Raw genomic sequence first — 26053 nt, 5'->3', positions numbered from 1 at the left:
CCCGAAAACTTAGACGAGAACGTGCTCTCGGCTCCTCTGGGGCACCTCGTGCCTGCGCGTGAAGAGCCACATCCGGTAGACAAGGAAGATTTCGTTGGCAAGCAGCAGGACGCTGGCTACCACCGAGATCGGGATCAGCGCCGCCGCCCCGATGAGCGGCGCGATCACGAACACCGCGGCGTGAAACTCGATGCCGCTGATGAGATGCGAGCGAACCCGGCGACGGGCCAGGAACCTGTTGAGCCGCCGCAGGAAGGACGGCATCCGCCGGACCGGCCGGCCCAGCCTCGGCGCCGGCACCAGGCCCTCCAGCTCCGCCTCGGCCCGCCCTTCCCTGATCGCCTCGCGAACCCGCTTCATCTGCGGCGCGTTCACGTACCTGAACAGGTCCAGCACGGCCAGCGCCGCGCCGAGCACGATGTAGCCGGCGTCCCCCGTCAGCGTGTACTGCCCGTAGGCGAGCCCCGCCGCGCACAGCACCACCCTGACCCGGTCGCCGACGTAGTCCAGCCAGAGGCCGAAGGGCGTCCCCGTGCCCTTGAGCCTGGCCACCTTGCCGTCAACACAGTCGATCATGAAGCTCAGGTAGAACATCACCGCCCCGGCGGCCAGCCGGTCCGTCGCCAGGAACACGGCCGAGACCAGGCCGAGGGCCAGCGAGAAAACCGTGAGCTCGTTCGGCGTGATCCGCGTGCGGTTGGCGACCACGAGCGCGACCCGGCAGGCGACCGGGTCCACGAAGTACACGGTCCACCAGGAGTCTCTCCGCTTGCGTGTCTCGTGGACGTCATCGAGCGAATAGGTCCTCATGGACTACAGCATGGCCACGAGTCGCGTTTGAACTATTACTCTCTGGAACTACTGGGGGATGTCCATGCCTCTTCTTGACCATCCCGCCACCGAAAGCCGCCAAGTCCGCTTCTTCTCGGCATCCCGGAACACCGCCTTGAGCACGAGCCCCCGCGTCTCGGTGCGCGCGTGCAGCCGCCAGGTCGGGCCGCCGCCTTCGAGCCGCCGTGGATCGACCGTGGCCACGAAGCCGTGACTGCCGGCCCGTTTCAGCTCCAGCGGCACCTTGCGCCTGCCGTCGGTGAGCCACAGGTTCAGCCGGTCCGGCCCCCGTTTGACCCGGTGGAGCGCCACCTGCCCGCGCAGCACGAACTCCCTGCCGGTCCACTCGCACGTCTCGACGGTGGCCAGCAGCTTGATCTCCGCCTGCGCGTCGTACACCTCGCGCGGGATCGCGAGCCTGCGGTTGCGGAAGTACGGGTAGTCGCCGTACCACTTCGTCTCCCGCCAGCCGCGCGGCACGATGCGGGTGCCCTCGGTCGCGGCCCGCCGGAAGTTGCGCACCCGGCGCAGTTCCTTGATCAGGCCGCGCCGTACCAGGTGGAGTTCCAGCCGCCGCAGCGACGGCGCGGCGGCGAGGGCGGAGGGACTCAGCTCGGCCAGCCACTGCCTGGCCAGGTCGAGCACCGGCCCGGCGTCCAGGCCGCCCTCCAGCGCCTGGAAGAGGAACAGGATGTCCTTCTCCAGCACCAGGCTGTCGAAGGCGTCCGTCAGCTCCGGGGCCGTGTCGTCGAGGAAGGCGCGCACGGACCGGATGGCGGCCAGGCGCTCGGCCAGGTTGGACAGCTCGGTGCGCCGCTGGGTGATCGACACCTCGCCGCTGTCGCGCCTGCGCCAGTGGTAGACGACGTCGTCGAGCACGTCCACGCTCGTCGCCAGGACATGGGCGCGCATCGCCACCGGCACGTCCTCGTAGATCCCGGCGGCGAACGTCAGCCCGCGCCGGCGCCAGAAGTCCGCCCGGTAGACCTTGTTCCACACCGTGCGGTCCCTGACCAGCGAGCGCCTGTCCATGATGTGCGTGCACAACACCTTTCGCCTGAACACCTTCTCGTGCAGCGACGACGGCCCCGGCTCGCCGTCCTCGATCCGCAGCACCCCGCCGCACGCCAGGTCCGAGCCGGTCTCCCGCAGCGAGGAGACGAGCAGCTCGTACGCCGACGGCGGCACGACGTCGTCACCGTCGGCGAAGGCCAGGAAGGGGGCGCGGGCGTGCCGCAGGCCCAGGTTGCGGGCCGGCCCCGGGCCCTGGTGCGGCTGGTCCAGCAGGGCGAAGCGGGAGTCGCGGGCGGCGAAGTCCTCCGCCAGCCGCCTGCTGCCGTCGGCCGAGCCGTCGTCGACCATGATGACCTCGAAGTCCTCAAGCGTCTGGGCGGCCAGCGACTTCAGGCATTCGGCCAGGTACGGCTCCACGTTGTAGATGGGGACGACGATGCTGAGCAGGGGGATCATGCCGCACGCTCCTTCGGTCACTGGGTCAGATGAGGGCAGGATGCCTCGGCGTTCCCCCGGGGAAGCGATTCTTTACGCTACGTTGTGCAATGGATCGAACGCAGCACGTAAGGAGGGGCGGTGCTCAGAGACGTCGAAGAGCACGAACTCCCCGCGATGCGCCGCTGGCGCAACCACCCGCGGGTGCGGGCGTCCAGCTTCACCACCCACACGATCACCAAGGCCGAGCACGCCCGCTGGTGGGCCATGGTCAGGAACGACCCGGCCAGGCGGGTGCTGATCTACGAGCACCGGGGGGCCGCCGCCGGCGTGGTGTCCTTCTCCGGCCTGACCGCCGGGGGCAGGAGCGCCGACTGGGCCTTCTACCTCGACCTGGCCGGGCTGGAGCGGTCGGGCGAGCTGCTGGCCGCCTGGATCGGGCTGGAGCGCGCGGCCATCGAGCACGCCTTCGGGCCGCTCGGCCTGACCACGCTGCGCGGCGAGGTGCTCGCCTGCAACGAGCCGGTCCGGCGGCTGCACCGCCGGTTCGGGTTCGCCGAGGTCGCCGGTTACGAGCTGGAGCTGGCCGGGCTGTGCCGTGAGGTCGTCGCCGTCGAGCTGACCAGGGAGAAGGACCCATGATCGAGATCGCGGGCCGGGCCGTTGGGCCCGGCGAGCCGCCGTTCGTCATCGCCGAGATGTCCGGCAACCACAACGGCAGCCTGGAGCGCGCGCTGTCGATCGTCGACGCGGTGGCCGCCAGCGGCGCGCACGCGCTGAAGCTGCAGACCTACCGCCCCGACACGATCACCGTCGATTCCGACGGCCCCGCCTTCCGCATCGGCGCATGGCACGACCTGTGGGGCGGCGAGCGCCTCTACCAGCTCTTCGAGCGCGCCCACACCCCCTGGGACTGGCACCAGCCGATCTTCGCCCGGGCCCGGCAGCACGGGCTCATCCCCTTCTCCTCGCCCTTCGACCCCACGGCCGTCGAGCTGCTGGAGAAGCTCGACGCCCCCGCCTACAAGATCGCCTCCTCGGAGATCGTCGACCTCCCTCTGATCAGGCTGGCCGCGGCCACCGGCAAGCCGCTGATCATCTCCACCGGGATGGCCTCCATCGCGGAGATCCACACGGCCGTCGCCGCCGCCAGGTCCGCCGGCTGCGACCAGCTCGCCGTCCTGTCGTGCACCGCCTCCTACCCCGCCTCTCCCGCCGAGAGCAACCTGCGCTCCCTCCCGCTGCTCGCCGCGATCACCGGCGCGGTCACCGGCCTGTCCGACCACACCCCCGGCCTCGGTGCCGCCCTCGCGGCCGTCGCCTTCGGCGCCTGCCTGATCGAGAAGCACGTCACGCTGTCACGGGACGCCGGCGGGGTGGACGCGGCGTTCTCCCTGGAGCCGCACGAGCTCGCCGCGCTGGTCGTGGAGAGCGAGCGCGCCTGGCAGTCGCTGGGCTCCCCCGTCATCGGCCCCCGCCCCAGCGAGCGCGAGGGGCTGCGGTTCCGCCGGTCCCTGTACGTGGTGCGGGACGTGCGAGCCGGTGAGCCGGTGACCGAGCTCAACGTGCGCTCCATCCGGCCCGCCGGCGGCCTGCCCCCGGACGCCGCGGCCGACGTGATGGGCCGCGCCTTCACCCGCGACACCCCCCTCGGCACCCCGCTCACCTGGGACCTCCTCTGACGCTGGGGTCCAGGAGGGCGTCGGCGACGCGTTCGCGGCCCCGGCCGTCGATCAGGCTCCTGCCGCGCCTGCCGTACTCCTCCCGTAGCGCCGGCGTGGCGAGCAGGCGGGCCAGCGTGGCGACGGCCTCCGGGCCGGGCTCAGGGCCGAGGCCGGCCGCCAGGCCGCCGCGCACCAGCGCCTCGTACCCGGCCGACTGGTTGTCGGCCACCCAGGTCAGCGCGGTGGGGACGCCCAGGTGGAGCAGTTCCCAGCTCGCGGATCCGGCGGCGGTGAGCACCAGGTCCGCCTCGGCCATCAGCTCGGGCAACCTGTCCGTCGGCGGGATCACCCGCACCCGCCCCTCCGCCCCGAAGGGCACCGGACTGACCACCGCGGCCTCGTACGGCAGTCCCGTCCGGCGCAGGGCCGCCGCCCAGGCGGGCGCGACTCCGGCGCTGTCGGTGCCGCCGAAGAAGCAGAGCACCCGCGGCACGCTCCGCGCCCACGCCGACCGGCGGCAGCGCCGCACACTGTCACGCAGCAGCACGTACGACGCCCCCGCCAGCCGCCTCGCCCCACCCGGCCGCGACGCTCGGGACCCCGGCAGCGCGGGGAAGGGGCGGTGTTCGGCGCCGAGATTCTGATCGAGGTAGAGGTCGGCCTCCTGCCCGAGCGGATCCCCGTCGATGATCGCCAGCACCACCGGCCCACGCCCCGAGAGGCCCGCCCACGAATCGCGGCCCGCTCGAAGGGCCGCCCCCGTACCTGGGGCGAGCGTGTAGGAGTCGAGCACCACGGCGTCAAGGCACAGCTCGTCCACCAGGGAGGCCAGGAGCGCGGGCTCGCGCGGGGCCGGGACCAGCGGCAATCCTCGGGCCCGTAGCTGCTCGGCGGCCCACGGCGAGCCGGACACCGCACCGAGGAAGACCACCTCGACCCCGCGCGCGGTCAGTTCCTCGGCGAGCGCGACACACCGCACCAGGTGGCCGACGCCGATCGCGGCCCCGGCGTCGCAGCGAATACCGACCCGCCGCATCGATGGGGGCTCACTCGCGGTCACGCGTCCTGCAGCTCCTTCTGGGTGATGTGCGCGTTGAGGCGGCATACCTCCGGTCTGGCCCGCAGCCAGGCCACCAGGGCCCGCATCGGGACGCACCCATCGCCCAGCTCCCCAACCACGCGCGAGATGAGCCGCCAGTCGTCCTCGGTGTCCAGGGTCACCCGGAGGTCGGCGGCGCCGGGCGGGTAGGCCAGGCCGAGCAGGCGGGCGTCGCCGGGGTGGGAGTAGACGTAGGAGGTCACGTGGGTCCGGTGGTAGCCGTCGGCGCGCTGGTCGGCGCGGCGCAGGGCGGGCAGGCCGACGATCTCCACGTCGAGCCCGCGCGGCAGCGTTCCCGCCAGGCCGGTGCTCAGGTAGTCGAGCCCCGGCAGCGCCCGGTAGACCTGGGCCGCCTCGCGGATGATCGCGGGGTCGAGCAGCGGGCAGTCGGCGGTGAAGCGCATGACCGCGTCACCCGGACGCCCCGCCATCACCTGCACGAACCTGGTGAGGACGTCGTCCACCGGCCCCCGGTGGCAGGGCACGCCCAGGGCCCGGCACTCGGCCGCCACCGCGTCGTCCTCCGCCCGCACCGTGGTGGCCACCACCAGCTCGTCGACCGCCTGCGACTCGCGTACGGCACGGACCACCCACCCCAGCACCGTGCGGCCGCCGAGGTCGCGCAGGACCTTGCCGGGCAGCCGCGTGGACCCCATGCGAGCCTGAATGATTCCGACAATACGCACCGATGCCCCATTTCCCCGTGTGACTGTGCGTCATTGATTGGCTGCGTTATGCTACCGGCCAGGCTTCTGGGCCGTAGCCGCTAGTTCGGGGGACCCCTTGAGCATTCTCAGTGGATCGTCAGTGTTGGTCACCGGAGGCACGGGGTCCTTCGGCAGGACGTTCATCCGCCACGCGCTCGACTCGCTCGGCGTGCGCAGGATGGTGGTGTTCTCGCGCGACGAGCTCAAGCAGTACGAGCTCCGCCAGCTTCTCGGCGAGGACGAGCGGCTGCGCTACTTCATCGGCGACATCCGCGACAGGGAGCGCCTGACCCGCGCCATGCACGGCGTCGAGTACGTCGTCCACGCCGCCGCGCTCAAGCAGGTCGACACCGCCGAGTACAACCCGTTCGAGTACGTCCGGACCAACGTCGGCGGCTCGCAGAACGTGGTGGAGGCCGCCATCGACTGCGGCGTGCGCAAGGTCGTGGCGCTGTCCACCGACAAGGCCTCCAGCCCGATCAACCTGTACGGCGCGACGAAGCTGGTCGCCGACAAGCTGTTCGTGTCGGCCAACCACTACGCCGCCAGCCACGAGACCCGTTTCTCCGTGGTGCGCTACGGCAACGTGCTCGGCAGCCGCGGCTCGGTGGTGCCGTTCTTCCAGCGCCTGGCCGCGCAGGGCGGCACCCTGCCGATCACCGACAAGCGGATGACCCGCTTCTGGATCACCCTCGACCAGGCCGTCAGGTTCGTGGTCGACTCCTTCGAGCTGATGCAGGGCGGCGAGCTCTACGTGCCGCGCATCCCGAGCATGCGCATCCTCGACCTGGCCGACGCGCTGGCGCCGGGCTGCCCGATCGACGAGATCGGCATCAGGCCGGGCGAGAAGCTGCACGAGGAGATGATCAGTCCCGACGACGGCCGCAGGGCCCTGCGCCTGGCCGACCGCTACGTCGTGCAGCCCACGATCGCGGACTGGGGCTACGTGCCGCCGGCCGGCGGCGAGTCGCTGCCCGAGGGGTTCGCCTACCGCTCCGACGCCAACGACCGCTGGCTGTCGGTCGACGACCTGCGCGCCCTGGTCCCGGCCGGCGCCTGATGCTTCCTTATGGCCGGCAGTCCATCGCCGAGGACGACGTCCGGGCGGTGACCGAGGTGCTGCGCGGCGACTGGCTGACCACCGGCCCGGCGGTCGGCCTGTTCGAGTCGGAGCTGGCCCGGTGGACGGGCGGCGTGCCGTGCGTGGCGGTCACCTCGGGCACGGCGGCCCTGCACGTCGCCTATGTGGCCGCCGGGGCCGGGCCGGGCGACGAGGTGATCACCTCACCGCTGACGTTCGTCGCCACGGCCGCCACCGCCGCGCTGCGCGGCGCCCGGGTGGTCTTCGCCGACGTGCAGCCCGACACCGGCAACCTCGACCCGGACTCCGCCGCCGCCCTGGTCACCGGCCGGACCCGCGCGATCACCGCCGTGGACTACGCCGGTCATCCCGCCGACTACGACGAGCTGCGCGCGCTCACCGACCGCTGCGGCGCGGTGCTGATCGGCGACGCCGCCCACTCCATCGGCTCGGTCTACAAGGACCGGCCGGTGGGCGCGCTCGCCGACCTGACCACGTTCTCCTTCTTCCCGACCAAGACCGTGACCACGGCCGAAGGCGGCGCGGTCGCGGCGGCCGACCCCGGCAGGCTCGCCAGGGCGGCCAGGTTCAGAAACCACGGCCTGGTCAGGGACCCGGTCGAGCAGCGCGACCCCGACCACGGCGGCTGGCACCAGGAGGTGCACGACTTCGGCCTCAACTACCGGCTGCCCGACGTGCTCTGCGCCCTGGGCGTCAGCCAGCTGAGGCGGCTGGACCGCTTCCGTGCCAGGCGTGCCGAGCTGGTCGCCCGCTACAACACGCTGCTCGCCGGGCTGCCCGGCCTCACCCTGCCCGCCCAGCGGCCCTACACCTCTCCCAGCTGGCACCTCTATCCCGTACGGATCGGCGACGGCCGCAGGCGCGAGGTCTACGAGCGCATGCGGGCGGCCGGCATCGGGGTGCAGGTCAACTACCTGCCGGCCTACTGGCATCCGGTCTTCGAGGACCTCGGCTACCGGCGCGGCCTGTGCCCGGCGGCCGAGGCCTACTACGCCGAGCAGCTCTCGCTGCCGCTCTTCCCCGACCTCACCGACGCCGAGCAGGACCGGGTCGTCGAGCGCCTGACCGCCGTCCTGGCCTGACTCAGCGCTCCAGCAGCAGCAGGCAGCCGTCGTCGCTCCTGTCGACGAGGAAGCTGCGGCCCTCGACCCGCACGGGCTGACGCTCCTGGGTGCGGACAAGGGTCCGGATCGCCCGCCCCTGGTCGACGACGACCTCCCACCACGACTCCTCGCCGACGGACTCGTCGATGCCCGCCAGCGGCACCCGGGCGTGGAACTCGCGCCCCGCCAGCGTCGCGGGGAAGTACATCTCCTCGCCGTCGCTCCTGCGCACCAGCCTGACCACCGGCTCGCCGTCGCCCGGATCCGCCAGCTCGCCGGAGAAGACCAGGTCACCGCCGTCCACCTCGCAGTGCCGTACCAGCGCGCCGGCCCGGCGCAGCCGCAGCCCCCACGCGCCCCTGAAGGCGAGCGCCGGGACCAGCCACACACCCGCGCGGCGGCGCGGCGGCGGAGCTGCGGGCGGCAGCCGGCGGTCGCCGCGCACCTTGCCCTCCAGCCGCAGGCCCGGCCCCTTGAGCCCGACGCGCAGGTCCCAGTGGCCGAGCCGGGCGATCCGCTCAGGCGTCAGGGCGGCCGGGTCGAAGGCGAACCGGAACGGGAACGCGTGCTCCGGCACGCACCCGCCATCGGGCAGCTCGACGTTCTCCCAGGTCGGGGACGCGCTCTCCACCGAGAGCGGCATCCGGTCGCCGGTCCTGCGCTCCTCCAGCCACACGCTCACCCGTACCCGGTCCAGCTCGCTCACGTCGAACCGGCCGACGCCCACCCGGCCGGCACCGCGCAGCACGCCGCCGCGCCACTCCAGCTCCACCAGCCTGGCCGTCGGGCTCAGCTCCTCCGACACCTCCGACAGGTGCCCCGGCAAGGCCGGATGCCGGCCGTACCAGCGCTTGCGCAGCAGCCCCGCGGAGCCGACCGGCGGGTGGAGGAGACCGTCGCGCGCCTGCGCGAAGACGTGCGCCACCTCGTCCAGGCGGCGCTGGTGCAGCAGGTGCACCAGGAGGCGGAGAGCGTACGGCACGCGCGGCAGCACGTCCGGCCGCACACTGTCGAGATACCGGACGACCAGGTCCACGAGGGCGTCGTCGGCGTCGGCGCCGAGCCCGGCGATGGCCTCGACCGCGACCGCCATGTCGATCTCCAGCGTGTCCCGGTCGAACTCCGGCCTGAGCCTGCGCGCCCGCGCGTCCAGCAGCGCGGCCGTCTCCAGCACCGACAGCAGGCGATCGCGCAGGTTGTCCGGCTCCAGGCGGCGCTGGGTGATCGAGGCGCCCGGCTCGTCGCGCTGACGCCAGTGGTAGACGACCTTGTGCAGCACGTCCACCGCGCCCGCGCCCACATGGGCGGCGATGGCGACCGGCTGGTCCTCGTACATCCGGTCGGGGAAGCTCAGCCCGAGCGCGTCCCAGAAGGAGCGCCGGTAGACCTTGTTCCACAGCATGCGGTCGCGGATCAGCAGCCGGTGGCGGGTGATGTGAGTGCGGGCGGCCGGCTCGGCGAACGCCTCCCTGTGCGCCCACGACGGGACGAGCAGGTTGCGGTGCAGGCGCATGACGTTCCCGCAGGCGAGGTCGGAGCCGGTCGACTCGAGCGAGGTCACCAGGCGCTGGAACGCCGCCCGCGGCACCATGTCGTCGCCGTCGACGAAGGCCAGGTAGCGGCCGCTCGCCTCCCGCACACCCGCGTTGCGTGCGCGCCCGACGCCGAGGTTGGCCTGCTGGATGAGGCGGATGCGCCCGTCCGCCGCCGCCCTGGCCGCCACCACGGCGGCGCCGTCGTCGCGGCTGCCGTCGTCCACGCAGATCACCTCGAAGTCCCGGAACCGCTGCGCCGCCAGCGAGTCCAGGCAGGGGCCGAGGTACTTGCCGACGTTGTGAAAGGGCACGATCACGGAAAGGACCGGCACGTGAGCTCCTGTTCTTCAGCCGGACGGTTCTTCAGCCGGACGCTTCAACTTCGCCGGACGATTCTGCTTCAGCCGGACAGTTCGGCTTCGACCGGACGGTTCGGCTTCAGCCGGACAGCAGGCGCATGACCCTGCGGGCCACCTTGCGCGGCCGGGACAGCCGTCGTGACAGGCGGTAGCCGAGCGTCCTGCGGTACGCCGAGGCCTTGCGCTGGGTCCTGCGCAGCTTGGCGCGCGCCCTGACCAGCTCCCGCTCACGGTAGGTGAGCTTGGTCTCCAACCGGCCGATCCTGGCCAGGGCCGCGGTGAGCTGGTCGGCCAGGCGGTCCCGGGTCCGGAGCAGGTCACGGTAGGCGGGAGCCGTCCCGCCCGGCTCGGCGGGCCGGCCGAGCTCGGCGTCCAGCTTGCGGGCCAGATCGAGCTCGTCCTGGTCGAACGAGCGTCCGGCCATCCCGCAGAGCGTCAGCGTGAGCTGGTCGGCCTGCAGCGGCCACGGCCACGGGTGGTGATGCCCGGCGGCCAGCAGACGGACCGCGAAGCGCCACAGGATGCGGCAGAGCACCACGTCGGGGGCGGGTGACGCCTGCGGGGCCGGGCCGTCGCCGATGACGGCGAACCGCTCGCCGTCCCACACCAGGCTGTCGGTCGTGGCAGCGGCGTCCCCTTCCTCCTCCACCCACCGGGCCAGCGCGGCGAGCAGCTCCCGCACGGCCCGGACGTCCTCGCGGGCGCACGCCTCGACGAGGATCTCCTCCACGACCCGCCCGGGCGGGATCGCCCGCTCCTCCCCTTCGGGCAACCGCCGCACGGCGACCGGCCGCGATCTCTCGTGCGTGGCCTGCGCGGGGATCACCTCGTGTACGGCATGGCCTTCCTCCATCAGGCCGAGCGGCAGGTTCGTCGGCTCGGGCGTGGCCGGCGGCCTGGTGGCCACGGTGAGCCAGAGGGGCGCGAGCTGTTCGCCCAGGCGGTGCCTGAACACCAGCCGGGTCAGCCGCAGCGGGTCGGCGACCAGCATGCGGTCCTCGGCACGCGCGCTCAGCGGGAACGCCAGCGCCTCCGGCAGGTCATGGCCGAGCGCCTCCCGGGACAGCAGCGCGCGCGGCGCCCGGCTGTCCGGGTAGGCCGAATAGCACCGCCCCACCTCAAGCCCGGCCGACTCCAGGCCGGCGTCGAGGGCGGCCGGCCCGTCGGGGTAGGTCGGGTCGAAGCCGTGCGGCTCCCACTGGTCGTCGCCGCTGTCCCGGTCGGGAGGCCGTGCCTCGATGAACCTGTCGACGCCCAGGTCGTTGCGGACGCCGAGCACCAGCCGCCCGCCCGGTGCGACGAGCGCGGCCAGCGCGGCCAGCGACTCCCGCCAGGACCCGGCCGGCGCCTCCGCCGAGTGCGTGCGCCGCAGCCCGTCGAAGGCCAGCACCAGGTCGTACGGCTCGTCGCCGGTGAACACCTCCAGCCTGCCGCAGTACACGGCCAGACCGGGGTGGCGTTGGCCGAGCGCGCGGGCGTCGGGGTAGGAGCGCAGCAGCAGGGCGGCGGCCGGGGCGCGGGCGACCACCTCGTCGACGAGCGCCTGCGGATGCGGGCCGACCATCAGCACCCGCCCCGGCCCTGGCCCTGGCCCTGGCTCCGGGATCAGTCTGGCGATCAGCTCCAGGGCCACGCCTTGCCAGTCGGTGAAGCCCGACGGGTTGGACAGGTCGGACCACAGCAGCATCTCGCCGCCGATCAAGCGGACGTTCTCGGATGCCTCGGTCATGCGCATCGCACCCGCTTCCAGCCGAACATTCGCCGTAGCTCCTCAGGTGTCGCCTGATAGTCGAATCCCAGCTCCCGCCGCGCGGCCTCCCCGGCCAGCTCGGGGTCGACGCGGACGCCGTGCAGCTCGGGCCAGAGCCGCAGCCGACGCGCCGTACCGCCGTATTCCGGCCGTTCGTCCTCCAGCTGCATCGGATCCCCGTAGACGGCCACCTCGCAGCCCACCGAGGCGCCGTAGAAGAGGGCGCTGCCGAGCCTGTTGGAGGCCACCCTGCGATGGCGTCTGAGCTGGGTGAGCTGCTTGCGCAGGAAGTCACGCCCGCCGCCGTCCCAGCGCGACCCCCGATCCCCGTGGCAGATGACGCGGAACCCCCGCGACTCGTAGGCCTGTCGAATGTGGGGATTCGCGAATTCCAGCCAATATAGGCAGATTGTCACGCGGCCGGACTCCACATCCTTTATTTCGGCGGCGAGGCGCGCGTGGTCGCCGCTGACGGTGTGTTTCTCCCAGCCATGAAAGGGATACCAGATCGTGCCCTCGCGTTTGGCCTTGGCTCCGAGATCCGGCTCCAGGTCGAGCAGATAGATCCAGGGCGCGCCGATGAGATAGTGGCCACGGCGGCCCATCGACCATCCCCTGCGCCGGAGCACATCTGACCAGACAAAACGAGGATATCCGGGACTACACCAGTGATCATTCGGCGGAAATCCATGCAGATAGTTCCAGCCGTGCTGAAGGAATCCATGGATGCGCTTAGGTGTTTCGTCCGCCAAACCGCAGTATCGCGCGAGTATGCGGGAGTGACCGTACCAGTGATTGGATTCGTCCATTGTTTCCCCTTTAGCGGTTGGCGCGCCCCATCCGACGTTCCCAGCCCCTCAGGGACGCCACGCGCCGTTATACGGTTCCATTACTCGCGACGGGGGCTTGGTTTCAGTTGACCCGGGATCACGGCTACACTACGTCTCGTCTTGACGACAGAGAGTGAGTGCACATGAGCCATCTCGACCGCCTGCGTGCCGTCTTCCGCAGCTCGCTTAACCTTCCGTCCGACGCCGAGGTCGACGGCCTCGAATACCGCGCCATCCCCCAGTGGGACTCCCTCGCCCACATGTCGCTGATCGCCGCGATGGAGGACGAGTTCTCCGTCATGATCGACACCGACGAGATGATCGACATGAGCTCGTTCACCAAGGCAGCGCGGCTGCTGGAGAAGCATGGCATCGGCGCAGCGGCCCTGTGACCCCCGCGTCGTCCTGGTCACCGGCTCGACCACGGGCATCGGCCGGGCCGTCGCCATGCGGCTCGCCACGACCGGGCGCACCGTCATCGCCCACGGCCGCGACCTCGACCGGACGGCCAAGGCCGCGGCCGAGATGGCCGCGCTCACCGGCGGCCACGTCGAGGCCGTCCATGGCGACGTCTCCGACCCCACGGCGGTCTCCGCGATGGCGCGCGAGATCCACCAGCGTCACGGCCGCCTCGACGGCCTGGTGGTCAACGCCGGCATCCACGCGGCCGGTCTGCTCGGCATGATGCGCGGCGAGACGATCCGCGGCCTCTTCGAGGTCAACGCGATGGGCGCCACACACACCCTGCAGGCCATGGTGCGGCTGCTGCGCAGGGGCACCAGCCCGTCCGCCGTCCTGGTCTCCTCGATCACCGGCCGCGAGGGGGCCGCCGGTCAGGCCGTCTACTCCGCCACCAAGGCCGCGGTCCTGGGCCTGGCCAAGGCCGCCGCCAAGGAGCTCGGCCCGGCGGGCATCCGGGTCAACGCCGTGGCGCCCGGCTACATCCAGACCGGCATGCTGTCCACGCTCGACGACGACGCCCGTGCCGCCACCGTCGCCGCCACACCGCTCGGCCGGCTCGGCACCGCCGACGACGTGGCCGCCGTCACCGCCTTCCTGCTCTCCAGCGACGCCTGTTTCATCACCGGTCAGGTCATCGGGGTGGACGGCGGGCTGGTGCTGTGACCGATGGGCGCCCCGATGGATTACCTGCCGCACCCGCACGCCCGCCTCATCGTGGCCGGCGAGCCGGGCGATCTCGGCGGTGGCCGGCTCGCCGCCCGGGTGAGCCGCACCGCCCAGGCCCTGGCGGAGCTGCCGCCGGGCCCGCTGTTCTGCGGCATGCGCAACGACCTGCCCTCGGTGCTGCGTTACCTCGGCGCCTGGCAGGCCCGCAGGCCGGTGGCCCTGCTCGACCCGGACCTGTCCGCCGCCTCGCTGGCCGCGCTCGTCACCCGGTTCAGGCCCGCCGCGCTGCTCGGCTTCGCCCAGGCCCCTCACGGCCGCAACATCCCGCACGGCACGACGGCGGTCCGCCGCACCCCGCGCTCGGGCGCCGGCGATGAGGTGGGCGAGCCGCATCCCGAGCTGGCCGTCCTGCTCGCCACCTCCGGATCCACCGGCAACCCCAAGCTGGTGCGGCTGTCCCGGACCGCCGTGCTGGCCAACGCGCACGCCATCGCCGAGGCGCTGGCCATCGGGCCCGACGAGGTCGCGCCCACCAGCCTGCCGCTCCACTACAGCTACGGCCTCTCGGTGCTCAACAGCCATCTGGTGGCGGGGGCGAGCGTGGTGCTGACCGACGCCGGACTGCTCGAACGGTCCTTCTGGAGCTCACTCGACGATCACCGGTGCACCTCGCTGGCCGCCGTCCCCTACCAGTACGAGATGCTGCGCCGGCTGCGCTTCGACCCCGCCGAGCATCCCGCGCTCATCACCCTCACCCAGGCGGGCGGGCGCCTGCGGCCCGATCTGATCGACGAGTTCGCCGCCAAGGCCGACCTCTACGTGATGTACGGCCAGACCGAGGCGACGGCGCGCATCGCCGTGCTGCCGCCGAAGCGGCTGGCCGATCGGCCCGGCTCGGTGGGGCAGGCCGTTCCCGGCGGACGGCTCACCGTCCAGGAGGGCGAGGTCGTCTACCACGGGCCCAACGTGATGATGGGCTACGCCGAGACGGCCGCCGACCTGACCAGGGGCGAGGAGCTGGGCGGCGTGCTGCGCACCGGCGATCTCGGCCGGCTGGACGACGACGGGTTCCTCTACCTCACCGGCAGGGTCAAGCGCATCGCCAAGATCTTCGGCGTCCGGGTCAACCTCGACGACGTGGAGCGGCTCCTGCGTGACTGCGGGCCCGTCGCGGCGACCAGCGGCGACGACCGGGTCACCGTGTGGGCCGAGGGGCTCGACACCAAGGGCTGCGCCGCCCTCGCCAGGCGGCTGGGCACCGAGCTGCGGCTGCACTGGAGCGGCTTCGACGTCCGAGGCGTCGACCGGCTGCCCCTGCTCACCACCGGCAAGATCGACTACATCGCTCTGGAGGCCAGGACGTGACCGTATTCACGCTGTCCGCAGCCGAGAGAGAGGCGGCCCTGCTGCCCGAGCTGGCCGCGCTCACCGAGCGGCATCGCCGCGCCTGCGAGCCCTACAGGCGGATCCTGGACGCGATCGGCTCCGCCGCACCCTACTCGCGGGTGGCCGATCTGCCGTGGCTGCCCGTACGCCTGTTCAAGACGCACGAGCTGCGCAGCGTGCCGGAGGAGCAGGTGTTCAAGGTGCTCACCTCCAGCGGCACCACCGGCCAGGTGCCCAGCCGCATCTACCTCGACCGGCAGGCCGCGGCCACGCAGCCGCGCATGCTGGCGGCGACGTTGCGCGCGGTGCTGGGCGAGCGGCGACTGCCCATGCTGATCGTCGACAGCCGCTCGGTGGTGCGCGACCCGACGCTGAGCGCTCGCGGCGCCGGCGTGCTCGGCATGATGAACCTCGGCCGGGACCACACCTTCGCCCTCGACGAGCGGGGCGTGCTCAACCACGGGGCGGTGAAGGGCTTCCTCGCACGTCACGGCGGCAAGCCGTACCTCATCTTCGCCTTCACCTTCATGGCCTGGCTCCACCTGCGCGAGCTCGGCCTGGACCTGTCGCAGGGCGTGCTGATCCACTCCGGCGGCTGGAAGAAGCTCGCCGAGCAGTCGGTCGACACCGCCGAATACCGCCGGCGGCTGGGCGAGGAGTGCGGCCTGCGCCACATCCACAACTTCTACGGCATGGTCGAGCAGATCGGCACCGTCTTCCTCGAAGGGCCCGACGGCGGCGGCCTCTACTGCCCCGACTTCGCCGACGTGGTGATCCGCGACCCCGACACGTGGCAGGAGGCGCCGCCAGGCGTGCCGGGGCTCATCGAGGTCGTCAGCACGCTGCCGACCTCCTATCCGGGACACGTCCTGCTGACCGAGGACCTAGGCGTCGTGCACGGCGTGGACGACGGGATCTGGCCCGGCAAGCGCTTCTCCGTGCTCGGGCGGCTCCCCCGCGCCGAGGCACGCGGCTGCAGCGACACCCACGGGCTGGCGGCCGCGTAATGCTCGACGTCAGGTTCCCCGCCGGTCCGCCCGTGCCCGTGGACGACCTGCTCGACCAGGTGACGGCCGGCGGCCGCCTCTCGGTCGGCGACGAGCGGATCCGTGACTTCCTCACCGCCTTCGGCAGGCGGCTGCTGCGCCCCACCCTGTCGCGCCGGCACCCCGAGCTCGGATCGCTCGGCTTCTTCCTGCGCCGCAGCGAGCTGCTGCGCACCGTCGAGGGGCTGCGCGGCGAGCATGTACGGGTGCCGCGCGGCCTGGTCTTCCACATCCCGCCGGCGAACGTCGACACCATCTTCGTCTACTCCTGGGCGCTGTCGGCGCTGATGGGCAACCGCAACGTGGTGCGCCTGTCACCCCGTGCCGGCACCGTCGCCGCCACCATCGTCGAGACGCTGCAGGAGACGCTCGACGACGCCGATCCCATCGTCGCCGCGACCCAGCGCATCGTCTGCTACGACCGCTCCGAATCGATCACGGCCACCCTCTCGACCGCCTGCGACCTGCGGGTCATCTGGGGCGGTGACCGCACCGTCGACGAGGTGCGCAAGCATCCGCTGCCGCCCTACGCGCGCGACCTCGCCTTCCCGGACCGGTCGTCGTTCGCCGCCGTCCGGGCGACGGCCTGGCTGTGCGCGCCCCGTGCCACCCGGCAGACGGTCACCGAGGGGTTCGTCAACGACTCCTACTGGTTCGACCAGGCCGCGTGCTCCTCTCCGCGCACCGTCTTCTGGGTGGGGTCGCGCGCCGACTGCGACGCGGCCCGCGCCGACTTCACCACCCACCTGTCGCACACGGTGACCGAACGGGGCTGGGCGGTCGACGCCGCCATGGCGGTGGAGAAACGCGTGTCCACCTACGGCCTGGCGGCCGACGGCTCTGCCGGCGCCATCGACTTCCACGGCAACGCCCTGGCCAACGTCACACTCGCGACGGCCGTGGCGGCACCCCGGCGCTGGCTCGGCACCGGCACCTTCGCCCACGCCCGGCTCGACTCCCTGACCGAGCTGGTGCCCCTGGTGGGCCGCCGGGACCAGACGCTGACGCACTTCGGCTTCCCCCGGGCCGAGCTGCTGGAGCTGGCGCAGGCGCTCGCCGGGCGCGGCGTCGACCGCATGGTGCCCTTCGGCGACGCGCTGAGCTTCCACCGCGTCTGGGACGGCGTGGACCTTGCGGCCGAGTTCACCCGTCTGGTCACCGTCTCCGCCTGACCTCCACCATGCCACCCGCCACACCCCGCCCCCTCCCACCTGCCACCCCATCAGCACACCGCCCCTCCCACTTGCCATCCCATCGGCGCACCGCCTCCTCCTACTTGGCACGTCATCGGCTCAGTGCCCCGGCGGACTTGCCACGTCATTGGCGCACCGCCCTCTCGCCCCGAGGCTCCGCCGGGTACCTTCCAGATCTTCCAGGCTGGCCGGCCTGTCCCCCGCCGCCTCCCGGGCCCTCCCGACCGGCAAGCCTTGCCTCCCTTCGCCCCGAGGTCTCGCCGTCTGTCCGCCCGACCGCCCTCCACCTCCCGGACAGCCGGGCTGTCTGGAACCGCCTTCCCACCTCCCGGACAGCCGCTCTCTCGGACCGCCGCGACGTCCTCCCGGCAGTAGGGAGCGGAACTGAGAGAGCTGAGTGGCCGAGGGGGCTGAGGGGCTGAGGGGATTGGGTCGGCGATTGGGAGGGGTTTGAGGGCGGGGTTTAGGGGCGGGACCTTTAGGGCTTTGGGACGCGGCCTCAGGACGGCGCCTCGGGACACGGCCTCAAGACACGGCCTCAGGACGGGGTTGAGGTGGGAAAAAGGGGGTGGGTGGGCTGAGGGTGCGGTGCTGACGTGCCTGGGTGGGTGGTTCTGCGGTGGTGGGCTCGGGGCGGGTTGCCTTGGTGGGCTGGGTGGATTTTCGGGGGGGATGTATGACGGTTGTGGTGTCCGGTCGGGCGGTTGCTTCTGTGGGGCGGAGGAAGGGGCGGAGGCCTGGCGCGGGGTGGGTGCCGGCGGGGTTGGTGCTGGTTGCGGCGGTGGTGGTGCTGTGCCGGTTCGGGGTGCCGGTGGAGGAGGTGGGGGCGTTTGCTGGTCATGTCGGGATCGGGGTGATGCTGCCGGGCATGTTGCTCTGGCGGGCGCTGGGGCCCGGGGGTGGGTCGCTGCCCGCGGACATGGCGGCAGGGCTGGCGCTGGGGTACGCGGTGGAGGTGCTGGTCTATATCGTGGCGCGGGCGGCGGGGGTGCCGCTGGCGGTGGTGGTATGGCCGGTGGTCACGATCGGGGCGTTCGTCGCCGTGCCTCGGCTGCGGCGGCATTGGCGCGGGCGCGGGGTGCGGGTGCCGATCGGGTGGGCGTGGGCGATGTCGGGCATCGTCGGATATCTGCTCGCATGGACCACGCAGCAGTTCTACCGCGTGCACGGTCTGGCGTGGCCGGGCAACGCAGGCCCGTACGTGGATATGTCGTACCATCTGGCGCTTTTGGGAGAGATCAAGCACCATGTGCCGCCGACCTTCCCGACGGTGCTGGGTGAGCGGCTGTCGTACCACTGGTTCGTGTACGCGGAGATGGCCGCGACGAGCTGGGTCACCGGGATCGAGCCGCAGACGCTGCTCTACCGCCTGACCGCCCTGCCCATGCTGGCCGGGGTGGCCGTGCTGGTCGCGGCCGTCGCCTGGCGGTTGACCGGACGGCCCTGGGCGGGGGTGGCCGCGATCCTGGTCACCTGCTTCGTCTGCTCCCCGGAGCTGCACCAGGGCGGCCTCGACCTGTTCACCACCCGGTCGCTGTTCACCGCGTGGCTGAGCCCGACCCAGAACTTCGGCGCGTTGCTGTTCGCCCCGGTGGTCCTGCTGTTGATCGGCTTCCTGCGTTCCGGGCGGGGGCGATGGGTGGCCGTGTCGATCTTGCTGCTCGCGTTGACGGGCGCCAAGGCAACGTTCCTGCCGCTGGTTCTGGGCGGGCTGGCGCTGGTGGCGGCGATGTCGTGGGTGGTGCGCCGGCGGCTGGACCGTACGGCGCTGATCGCGGGGGGCATCGCGCTGGCCTGCCTGGCGACGGCGCAGTTCGTGCTGTTCGGCGGCGGGTCGCAGGGCATGACGATCGCGCCGCTGGACACCATGCGCCGGGCCTGGGCGACGGCCGCGGGCCTGACGAACTCGGAGATGGCCGGCGCGCCGCTCGGCGACCTGCTCGGGCTGGGGACCCTGCATCTGGCCTGCCTGATCTGCGTATGGGCGGGGCTGGCCGGCCTGGTCGCGCACCGGGCCGTGCCGTTCCACGGGGGCGGGCGGTGGGGGATGCTGCTCGATCCGGCGGTGCTGTTGCTGCTCGGCATCGGGGCTGCGGGGGTGGGCGCCATGCTGGTGCTCGGGCATCCGGCCGCCTCGCAGCTCTACTTCCTGGAGGGAGCCCGGCCGTACCTGTCGATCGCGGCGGTCGCCGGCGGGCTCGCGCTCGTCCGGACGTGCCGGCGGCTCTGGCCGGTGGCGGGGTGCGCGCTGGTCCTGGGCACGGTGCTGGCGGTGACCGTCAAGGCGGTCATGGGCCCGCCCGTCCCCGTTCAGCCGGACGATCTGGCGGCCATCGCCCTGCCCTATCTGGCGCTCGGGTGCGCGGCCTGGGTGGTCTGGCTGGCGCTCGTGTGGTGGCGCCGGCCGCTGGCGCTGGTGCTGGTGGCGCTGGCCACGGGTTACGTGATGCCGGACACGGCCACCAAGATGGTCGAACAGCTCGGGCCGCCGGGACAGTTCGCGCCCACGATGCCCGAGGGGGGCATGGAGGCGGCCAGGTGGCTACGGGATCACTCCGCGCCGGACGACGTGGTGGCGACCAACGGCCACTGCCGCCCGCTGCGCACCCCCTACTGCGACAGCCGCCACTACTGGGTGTCGGCCTACAGCGAGCGGCGGGTGCTGGTGGAGGGGTGGGCCTACGCGGAGAGCACGCTGTCGCGGGCGCCGCTGACCGACGAGTCGTATCTGAGCCTCGGGTTCGCGGATCCGGGCCGGCTCGCGGCGAACGACTCCGTCTTCCTCGCGCCGTCTGCCACCAATATCTCGCGACTCGTACGTACATACGATGTTGAATGGCTTTTTGTCGAAGGGAATGCCCCACCTCTCGGGCAATTCGCCCGGTTGCGGTTCCGTAGTGGCGCGTGCGCGATCTACCAGCTGTGATCCTGCCCTGAAACCCCCATCGCCAGCACGGAGTAAAAACCTCGCCTGCTCCGAGAATGTCGAGCGGAAATCACCCGTCCGCGCGTGGTCCGGCTGAGCACCATTTCCGTAGTCCCGGCCACAAGCGATCAGGGGAACCCATGGAAACGCGCGTGCGCCCAGACCTCGGCGTCGTCGGTGGTCCGGCCAGACTCGCGACCGTCGACATCGTCATTCCCGTGCTCAACGAGGAGCGGGCGCTGCCCGGCTGCGTCCGTACGCTGACCGCCTTCCTGTACGAGTCCTTCCCGCTGCCGTGGCGCGTCACGATCATGGACAACGGCAGCACCGACGGTACCTGGGCGATCGCCGAGGCGCTGGTCGCCGAGTTCGACCAGGTGCACGCCAGGAGGCTGGCGAAGGCGGGGCGGGGGGCGGCGTTGAAGGCGGCCTGGCGCGACAGCCCGGCCGACATCGTCACCTACATGGACGTCGACCTGTCCACCGGGCTCGGCGCGCTGTTCCCGATGGTGGCGTCGCTGGCCAGCGGGCATTCCGAGATCGCCGTGGGCACTCGCCTGTCGCACGGCGCCCGCATCCGGCGCTCGCTGAAGCGGGAGGTGGTCTCGCGCGGCTACAACGCGCTGCTGCGGTTCGGATTCGGTGTCGGGTTCAGCGACGCCCAGTGCGGTTTCAAGGCGGCCAGGACGGACGTGGTCAGGCCGCTGCTGGAACGGGTGGAGGACGACGCCTGGTTCTTCGACACCGAGCTGCTCCTGCTGGCCGAGCACAACGGGCTGCGCGTGCACGAGGTGCCGGTGGACTGGGTCGAGGACCTGGACTCACGGGTCCGGGTGGTGAAGACGGCCATCGACGACCTCAGGGGGCTGGCCAGGCTCTCCTGGTCGATGTCGCGCGGCCGGGCGGTGGTCGAGGTGCCCCGGCCGGCCGAGCCCGCGCCCACGCATCCGGACGCGGTGGTGGCCGCGCCCCGGGCGGCGACGCTGGCGAAGTTCGTCTCGTTCGCCGCCGTCGGCGCGTTCACCACGCTGCTGTACGCGCTGCTCTATCTTCCGCTGAGGGGGTTCCTGTCACCGGTGACGGCGAACCTCGCCGCGCTGATCCTCACCGGGGTGGTCAACACCGAGGCCAATCGCCGGTGGACCTTCGATCGCCGGGGCGGCAAACGTACCGGACTGCATGCCAGGGCGGGGGTGGTGTTCCTCGCCAACTACGCGCTCACCACCATGGCGGTGCTGGGCCTGCACGCGCTCGTCCCGGCGGCCGGGCGGCTGCTCGAAGTGAGCGCGGTCGTCGCCACCTACGGCGCGCTCACCCTCACCCGTTTCCTCGCACTCGACCACTGGGTCTTCGCCCGCTCACGGAGCTGATTCACTCTTGGACGCCACGGAAATCCGGCAACTGGTCGCGCTTGAGCGTACCCACTGGTGGTATCGGGAGCGGCGCGCCATCCTGCGCCGGGAACTGCGCGCGCTGGGCCGGCCCGGACGCGCGCTCGACGTGGGGGCGGCGGGCGGCGGCAACACCGAAGTGCTGGTGGAGCAGGGCTGGGACGCCACCGCCACGGACAGCTCGCCGGTGGCGGTGGAGATCGCGCGTGAGCGGGGGCTGAGGGCGGTGCCGGCCGACGCGCGCGGCCTGCCGTTCGAGTCGGCCAGCGTCGATCTGGTGACCGCCTTCGACGTGCTGGAGCACGTCGAGCAGGACCATCTGGTCACCGAGGAGATCGCACGGGTGCTGCGGCCCGGCGGGCACACGCTGATCGCGGTGCCGTGCGACATGGAGCTGTGGTCGCCGCACGACGACGCGGTCGGGCACGTACGCCGTTACTCCCGCGACTCGCTGGTCAGGGTGGTGGAGAAGGCGGGGCTTCAGGTGGAGCGGGTCTGGAGCTGGAACGTTCTGCTGCGCCCGCTCATCGCCAGGCATCGGCGCGGCTCCACCGGTAGTGACCTGCGGCGGATGCCGGCCGTCATCAACGCGGGCCTTTCCGCCGTGGTCATCGCCGAGCGATATCTGCCCGTCCAGTCCCGCAGAGGCGTGACCCTTTTCCTGCGTGCCCGTCGAGACGAAAGCCCGTTTGGTCATAAAGTGTCGCTGTGTTGATTCAGGGCTTACTCGCTACCTCGTTAGTGCTCTCCGGGTCCCCCGCCGCCGCCGTACAGGCGAAGGTCGACTGCGCCAAGGTCAAATGCCTCGCGCTCACCTTCGACGACGGGCCTGGCAAGACCACCCCGGCCCTGCTCGACGTGCTCAAGAAGGAACGCGTCAAAGCCACGTTCTTCCTCGTGGGCAAGCGGGTCGACGAGCGGCCCTCGGTCGCCAGACGCACCCTCGCCGAAGGGCACGCGATCGGCAACCACACCTACTCGCACCCCTGGCTGCCGAGCAGGCTCGAAGACGACATCATCCAGGAGCTCAAGGCCGCCCAGCAGGTCATCAAGGACGCCACCGGTCATACCCCGACGATGTTCAGGCCGCCGTACGGGCGCACCAACGACCGCGTGCTCTATCTGGCGGAGCAGTTCGGTCTCGCGCAGGTGATGTGGACGGGCACCACGCTGGACTGGGACCTGAAGGACGCCAAGAAGATCAAGGCCGCGGTCCTGCGCCTGGCCAAGCGCGACGGCGTGCTGCTCATGCACGACACGGTCCCGCAGACGGTCAAGGCCATGCCGGGGATCGTCAAGGAACTGAAGAAGCGCGGCTATCACCTGGTCACCGTGCCGACACTGCTGGGCGTCAAGCGGCTGAAGGCGGGGACCAGCTACCCGTAGCGGGGTGAGCCCTCCGGTGGCGCCACGTACCGCCTGTGCCTCGGACCCGACGCCGCGTCAGTGGCGTGGCAGGGTGGCGAGCAGCAGGTTGGGATCGGTGGCGGTGGTGAAGGCCGCGCTGAGTACATGGAGGGTACGCCCCCGTACGGCGACCGAGGTGGGGTTCTGCAGGCCGTCGGAGGCGGTCAGCAGCGTGGTGACCTTCCCCTTGGGACCGACGCGGACCACGGAGCTGATGCCGTGGAGCGTGGCGATGACCCGGTCGTCGCCCGACCCGGCGAAGGCGAAGTCATCGATACCGGCCAGCCCTTCGGCCATGACCTTGATCGGCCCGGGGCGCCCGTGCCGTAGCGGGATCCGCAGCAGGGTGCCCTTGTCGAGGTTGCTCGCCCAGACCGCGCCGTCACGTACCTTCACGCCGTTGACGCCGATGAAGCCGGTCGAGGCGAGCTGCGGCGCGGACGACCACACGCTCGCCCGGTGATCGCCGAGCCGGACGGTGGAGATGGTGCCGAGCGCGGAGTCGGTGATGTAGAAGGTCTTCGACCGCTCGTCCAGGGCGAGGCCGTTGGGCAGCCCGGTGGCCGGCAGCGCGGCGACGCGGGTCGGCGTGCCGCCCTCCCGCAGCCTGTACAGGCCGGTGGTCTCGGCCGCACCGCTGGCGTACAGGAAGTACAGCGTGCCGTCATCGGTGCGGACGATGCCGGTGGTCAGCGCGAACTTCAGCACCGGGGTGTCCACGCCGCCGTCCATCGGGGCCGGCATGGTGGCCAGGATCCGCGTCGTACCCTTCCTGGTGACCATGGCGACCTGCCGGGCGGCCGCGAAGGTGACGTACGCGGTGCCGTCGGGTGAAAGGGCGATGTTCTCCGGCGTCTGGCCCTTCGCCAGGTCGAAGTGCACCGCGATCCGGGACGGCACCGCCTCTTGCTGTGCCGCCGCGGGCCGCAAGCTCCCCGTGGTGGTGGCCGATGCCGTTCCCCCGGCCAGGGCCGCCATGAGGGCCGCGGTGACGACTGCGGCTGTGGTCATGTTCTTGCGCATGCTGTCCTCGTTCTCCATAGGTCTTCTTGGGCACGCTGAATACGGCACTCGTGCCGAGCGCCCGGGATTTCTGCTAACAAAGGTGACTTCCTACTGCCGGGTCGGGCTGTCCTGCCTGGCGGCCGACCCGGTGGCGACGCTGTGCACCAGGAGCGTCATCGCGGCATGCGACGGCGATCCGACCTCGGTGGTCGCGACCACGATCCGCTGATCTCCCTCGGAGCGCAGGCTCTGCTGGGTGACCTTCATGGCCCCCACCAGCGGATGGCGCATCTCGTAGACCTCCGCCCCGCTTCCGGCCTTGACCCGGTGATCCGCCCACATCGCCGCGAACTCCGGACTCTTCACCAGCAACTCGCCGACCAGTGCCGCCAGCAGGGGGTCGTCCGGATGCTGCCCGGACACCATCCGCAGCGTCGCCACCACGGCGCGGGCCTTGGCCGGCCAGTCGGTGTACAGCGCCCGGGTGTGCGCGTCCAGGAACATCAGCCGCGCCATGTTCGGACGCTGCGCCGGACGATCGGGCCCGGCCACGGTCACATGCCCGGCGAACAGGGCGTGTCCGGTGACGTTCCAGGCGAGCACGTCGCTACGCCGGCCGAGCACCACCGCGGGCACATCCCCCAGTGCGGCGACCAACTGCCGCACCGCCGCCGTGACCCGCTCAGGAGCGGGTCGCCGCCCGCCGGGCCGGCGCCGCGTAGAGGCGGCCAGCTCGTGCAGGTGCGCCCGCTCGGCGTCGTCGAGCCGCAACGCCCCGGCGATCGCGTCCAGCACCTCGGCCGAGGCGTTGAACGACTGGCCCTGCTCCAACCGCGTGTAGTACGACGCGCTCACCCCGGCCAGCAGAGCCAGCTCCTCGCGGCGCAGCCCCGACACCCTGCGCTGGTCGCCGTAACTCATCAGCCCGACGTCTTCGGGCCGGAGCTGCGAGCGGCGGGTGCGCAGGAACTCGCCGAGGTGTCGCTTCGAGGTCATGCCCCCATAGTGGCGGCCGGTCCGATAACCAACCACTCCCTCCCAGGGATACCCAGGGTCGAACAGCGGTTGACCTCAAGTTCGGTCGAGGTTGCATCCTGTCGGGTGACATCGAGCGACAAGTGGGGGCGACATGCGGGTTGTAGAGGCGACCGAGTTCGGTGGACCGCAGGTGCTGGTGGCGCGGGAGGCGCCCGACCCGGTGGCCGGCGCGGGACAGGTAGTGATCGAGGTGGCCGTCGCGGACGTCCTGTTCCTCGATGCACAGTTGCGGGCGGGCTGGGGCGAGGGCTTCTTCCCTGTGACGCCGCCTTACGTGCCGGGTGACGGGGTGGCCGGGCAGGTCCTCTCGGCCGGGGAGGGGGTGGATCCCGGCTGGGTCGGCCGCCGGGTCGTGGCCAGGACCGGCGCGCCGAACGGTGGCAGCGACCCCATCGTGGCCCCGACCGGCGGCTACGCCTCTCGGGCCGTCGCCTCGGCCGAGGCGCTGATCCCGGTGCCCGATGGGCTCGACCTGAGCCAGGCGGTGGCGCTCCTGCACGACGGCCCGACCGCCATGGAGCTCATCGGCGGCGCCGCGATCCGGCCGGGCGAGTGGGTGCTGATCAACGCCGCGGGCGGCAGCCTGGGCGTCGTCCTCGCACAGCTCGCCCTGGCGGCGGGCGCCCGGGTGATCGGAGCCGCGCGCGGCGCGCGGAAACTGGACCTGGTGCGGGAGCTCGGCGCCGAGGCGGCGGTGGATTACACCGAGGACGGCTGGCCCGAGCGGGTGCGTGAGGTGACCGGTGGGCGGGGCGTGGACGTGGTGTTCGACGGCGCCGGTGGCCCTCTCGGCAGGGGTGCGCTGGAGGTGACGGCGAGCGGCGGCCGGTTCTTCGCCTACGGTGCCGCCAGCGGCGACTTCGCCGAAGTCACTCCCGACGAGGCCGCCGGCCGGGGCGTGCGCCTGATCGGGATCATGGATCAGCGGTCCGACGCGGCGGAGGTGAAGCGGCTCACCGAGCGGGCCCTCGCCGACGCCGCGGCCGGGCGGCTCAGCCCGTACGTCGGGCAGACGTTCCCGCTGGAGCGGGCGGCCGACGCGCATGCCGCGATAGCCGCCCGCACGGCCATCGGCAAGACGCTGCTGACGTGCTGATTCCGCCG

At 71.9% G+C, this 26053-nt stretch carries 23 protein-coding genes; 14 read left to right on the top strand and 9 right to left on the bottom strand.

What is annotated here, in order from left to right:
* Positions 1-9 precede the first annotated feature (9 nt).
* Together ACIBQX_RS24060 and ACIBQX_RS24055 are read right to left on the bottom strand one after the other, a co-directional pair.
* Positions 10-810 (bottom strand): CDP-alcohol phosphatidyltransferase family protein, encoded by an 801-nt coding sequence (locus ACIBQX_RS24060; protein WP_397008038.1) that lies wholly within the window; start codon positions 808-810, stop codon positions 10-12.
* A 48-nt stretch (positions 811-858) separates the two neighbouring features.
* Entirely contained in the window at positions 859-2301 is a 1443-nt protein-coding gene (locus ACIBQX_RS24055; protein ID WP_397008036.1) for a glycosyltransferase family 2 protein, read from the bottom strand.
* 120 nt (positions 2302-2421) lie between these two features.
* On the opposite strand from ACIBQX_RS24055, the gene ACIBQX_RS24050 reads away from it, so the two are divergent.
* Together ACIBQX_RS24050 and pseI are read left to right on the top strand one after the other, a co-directional pair.
* Positions 2422-2922: a GNAT family N-acetyltransferase gene (locus tag ACIBQX_RS24050; protein ID WP_397008034.1), complete on the top strand. Its 501-nt coding sequence runs from the start codon at positions 2422-2424 to the stop codon at positions 2920-2922.
* Entirely contained in the window at positions 2919-3962 is a 1044-nt protein-coding gene (gene pseI / locus ACIBQX_RS24045; RefSeq protein ID WP_397008032.1) for a pseudaminic acid synthase, read from the top strand. Before ACIBQX_RS24050 ends, pseI begins: the two co-directional genes overlap by 4 nt.
* On the opposite strand, the gene ACIBQX_RS24040 is transcribed toward pseI, so the two are convergent.
* Both ACIBQX_RS24040 and ACIBQX_RS24035 read right to left on the bottom strand, forming a co-directional pair.
* Positions 3943-5004 (bottom strand): PseG/SpsG family protein, encoded by a 1062-nt coding sequence (locus ACIBQX_RS24040; RefSeq protein WP_397008030.1) that lies wholly within the window; start codon positions 5002-5004, stop codon positions 3943-3945. The two genes, pseI and ACIBQX_RS24040, sit on opposite strands and share 20 nt — an antisense overlap.
* Positions 5001-5729: a cytidylyltransferase domain-containing protein gene (locus ACIBQX_RS24035; protein WP_397008028.1), complete on the bottom strand. Its 729-nt coding sequence runs from the start codon at positions 5727-5729 to the stop codon at positions 5001-5003. The genes ACIBQX_RS24040 and ACIBQX_RS24035 overlap by 4 nt, the downstream gene beginning before the upstream one ends.
* 97 nt (positions 5730-5826) lie before the next feature.
* On the opposite strand from ACIBQX_RS24035, the gene pseB reads away from it, so the two are divergent.
* The gene (gene pseB / locus ACIBQX_RS24030) at positions 5827-6810 is read left to right on the top strand and encodes a UDP-N-acetylglucosamine 4,6-dehydratase (inverting) (protein WP_397008026.1); all 984 of its coding nucleotides are present in this window, start codon (positions 5827-5829) and stop codon (positions 6808-6810) included.
* Positions 6810-7934 carry a DegT/DnrJ/EryC1/StrS family aminotransferase gene (locus tag ACIBQX_RS24025; RefSeq protein WP_397008024.1) on the top strand — a complete coding sequence of 375 codons (1125 nt, stop codon included), beginning with the start codon at positions 6810-6812 and terminating at the stop codon, positions 7932-7934. The genes pseB and ACIBQX_RS24025 overlap by 1 nt, the downstream gene beginning before the upstream one ends.
* A 1-nt stretch (position 7935) precedes the next feature.
* Here ACIBQX_RS24025 and ACIBQX_RS24020 read toward each other — a convergent pair whose 3' ends face one another.
* The 3 genes from ACIBQX_RS24020 to ACIBQX_RS24010 all read right to left on the bottom strand — a co-directional run bounded on the left by ACIBQX_RS24020 (position 7936) and on the right by ACIBQX_RS24010 (position 12408).
* Positions 7936-9822 (bottom strand): glycosyltransferase family 2 protein, encoded by a 1887-nt coding sequence (locus ACIBQX_RS24020; protein ID WP_397008022.1) that lies wholly within the window; start codon positions 9820-9822, stop codon positions 7936-7938.
* Positions 9823-9928: 106 nt separating this feature from the next.
* Positions 9929-11578, bottom strand: a complete 1650-nt coding sequence (locus tag ACIBQX_RS24015; RefSeq protein WP_397008020.1) for a hypothetical protein — start codon at positions 11576-11578, stop codon at positions 9929-9931.
* Positions 11575-12408 carry a hypothetical protein gene (locus tag ACIBQX_RS24010; RefSeq protein WP_397008018.1) on the bottom strand — a complete coding sequence of 278 codons (834 nt, stop codon included), beginning with the start codon at positions 12406-12408 and terminating at the stop codon, positions 11575-11577. Before ACIBQX_RS24010 ends, ACIBQX_RS24015 begins: the two co-directional genes overlap by 4 nt.
* Before the next feature lie 164 nt (positions 12409-12572).
* Between ACIBQX_RS24010 and ACIBQX_RS24005 the strand changes: the two genes are divergently transcribed.
* The 9 genes from ACIBQX_RS24005 (at position 12573) to ACIBQX_RS23965 (ending at position 22885) form a co-directional block, all read left to right on the top strand.
* The gene (locus ACIBQX_RS24005; protein ID WP_397008016.1) at positions 12573-12821 is read left to right on the top strand and encodes an acyl carrier protein; all 249 of its coding nucleotides are present in this window, start codon (positions 12573-12575) and stop codon (positions 12819-12821) included.
* Positions 12796-13554, top strand: coding sequence for an SDR family NAD(P)-dependent oxidoreductase (locus ACIBQX_RS24000; protein WP_397008014.1), 759 nt, complete (start codon positions 12796-12798; stop codon positions 13552-13554). Before ACIBQX_RS24005 ends, ACIBQX_RS24000 begins: the two co-directional genes overlap by 26 nt.
* A gap of 3 nt (positions 13555-13557) precedes the next feature.
* Positions 13558-14922 (top strand): AMP-binding protein, encoded by a 1365-nt coding sequence (locus ACIBQX_RS23995; RefSeq protein WP_397008012.1) that lies wholly within the window; start codon positions 13558-13560, stop codon positions 14920-14922.
* The gene (locus ACIBQX_RS23990; RefSeq protein WP_397008010.1) at positions 14919-15950 is read left to right on the top strand and encodes an acyl-protein synthetase; all 1032 of its coding nucleotides are present in this window, start codon (positions 14919-14921) and stop codon (positions 15948-15950) included. The genes ACIBQX_RS23995 and ACIBQX_RS23990 overlap by 4 nt, the downstream gene beginning before the upstream one ends.
* On the top strand, positions 15950-17161 hold the full coding sequence (locus tag ACIBQX_RS23985; protein WP_397008008.1) for an acyl-CoA reductase: 1212 nt from the start codon (positions 15950-15952) through the stop codon (positions 17159-17161). The genes ACIBQX_RS23990 and ACIBQX_RS23985 overlap by 1 nt, the downstream gene beginning before the upstream one ends.
* A 784-nt stretch (positions 17162-17945) precedes the next feature.
* Positions 17946-20108, top strand: a complete 2163-nt coding sequence (locus tag ACIBQX_RS23980) for a hypothetical protein (RefSeq protein ID WP_397008006.1) — start codon at positions 17946-17948, stop codon at positions 20106-20108.
* A gap of 140 nt (positions 20109-20248) precedes the next feature.
* Positions 20249-21478 (top strand): glycosyltransferase, encoded by a 1230-nt coding sequence (locus ACIBQX_RS23975; protein ID WP_397008004.1) that lies wholly within the window; start codon positions 20249-20251, stop codon positions 21476-21478.
* Between the two features lie 7 nt (positions 21479-21485).
* A complete protein-coding gene (locus ACIBQX_RS23970) occupies positions 21486-22214 on the top strand; it encodes a methyltransferase domain-containing protein (RefSeq protein WP_397008002.1) in 729 nt (242 codons plus the stop codon).
* A complete protein-coding gene (locus ACIBQX_RS23965) occupies positions 22208-22885 on the top strand; it encodes a polysaccharide deacetylase family protein (protein ID WP_397008000.1) in 678 nt (225 codons plus the stop codon). The genes ACIBQX_RS23970 and ACIBQX_RS23965 overlap by 7 nt, the downstream gene beginning before the upstream one ends.
* Positions 22886-22942: 57 nt before the next feature.
* On the opposite strand, the gene ACIBQX_RS23960 is transcribed toward ACIBQX_RS23965, so the two are convergent.
* Positions 22943-23947, bottom strand: coding sequence for a hypothetical protein (locus ACIBQX_RS23960; protein WP_397007998.1), 1005 nt, complete (start codon positions 23945-23947; stop codon positions 22943-22945).
* A gap of 72 nt (positions 23948-24019) precedes the next feature.
* Positions 24020-24907, bottom strand: coding sequence for a helix-turn-helix domain-containing protein (locus ACIBQX_RS23955; protein ID WP_397007996.1), 888 nt, complete (start codon positions 24905-24907; stop codon positions 24020-24022).
* A 133-nt stretch (positions 24908-25040) separates the two neighbouring features.
* Here ACIBQX_RS23955 and ACIBQX_RS23950 point away from each other — a divergent pair, with 133 nt between their 5' ends.
* Positions 25041-26045 carry a zinc-binding dehydrogenase gene (locus ACIBQX_RS23950; protein WP_397007994.1) on the top strand — a complete coding sequence of 335 codons (1005 nt, stop codon included), beginning with the start codon at positions 25041-25043 and terminating at the stop codon, positions 26043-26045.
* Positions 26046-26053 lie beyond the last annotated feature (8 nt).

The sequence above is a fragment of the Nonomuraea sp. NPDC049714 genome (genome assembly GCF_044465295.1).
In the GTDB taxonomy this organism is placed as follows: domain Bacteria; phylum Actinomycetota; class Actinomycetes; order Streptosporangiales; family Streptosporangiaceae; genus Nonomuraea.
This window is presented reverse-complemented; position numbering and strand designations above follow the sequence as displayed.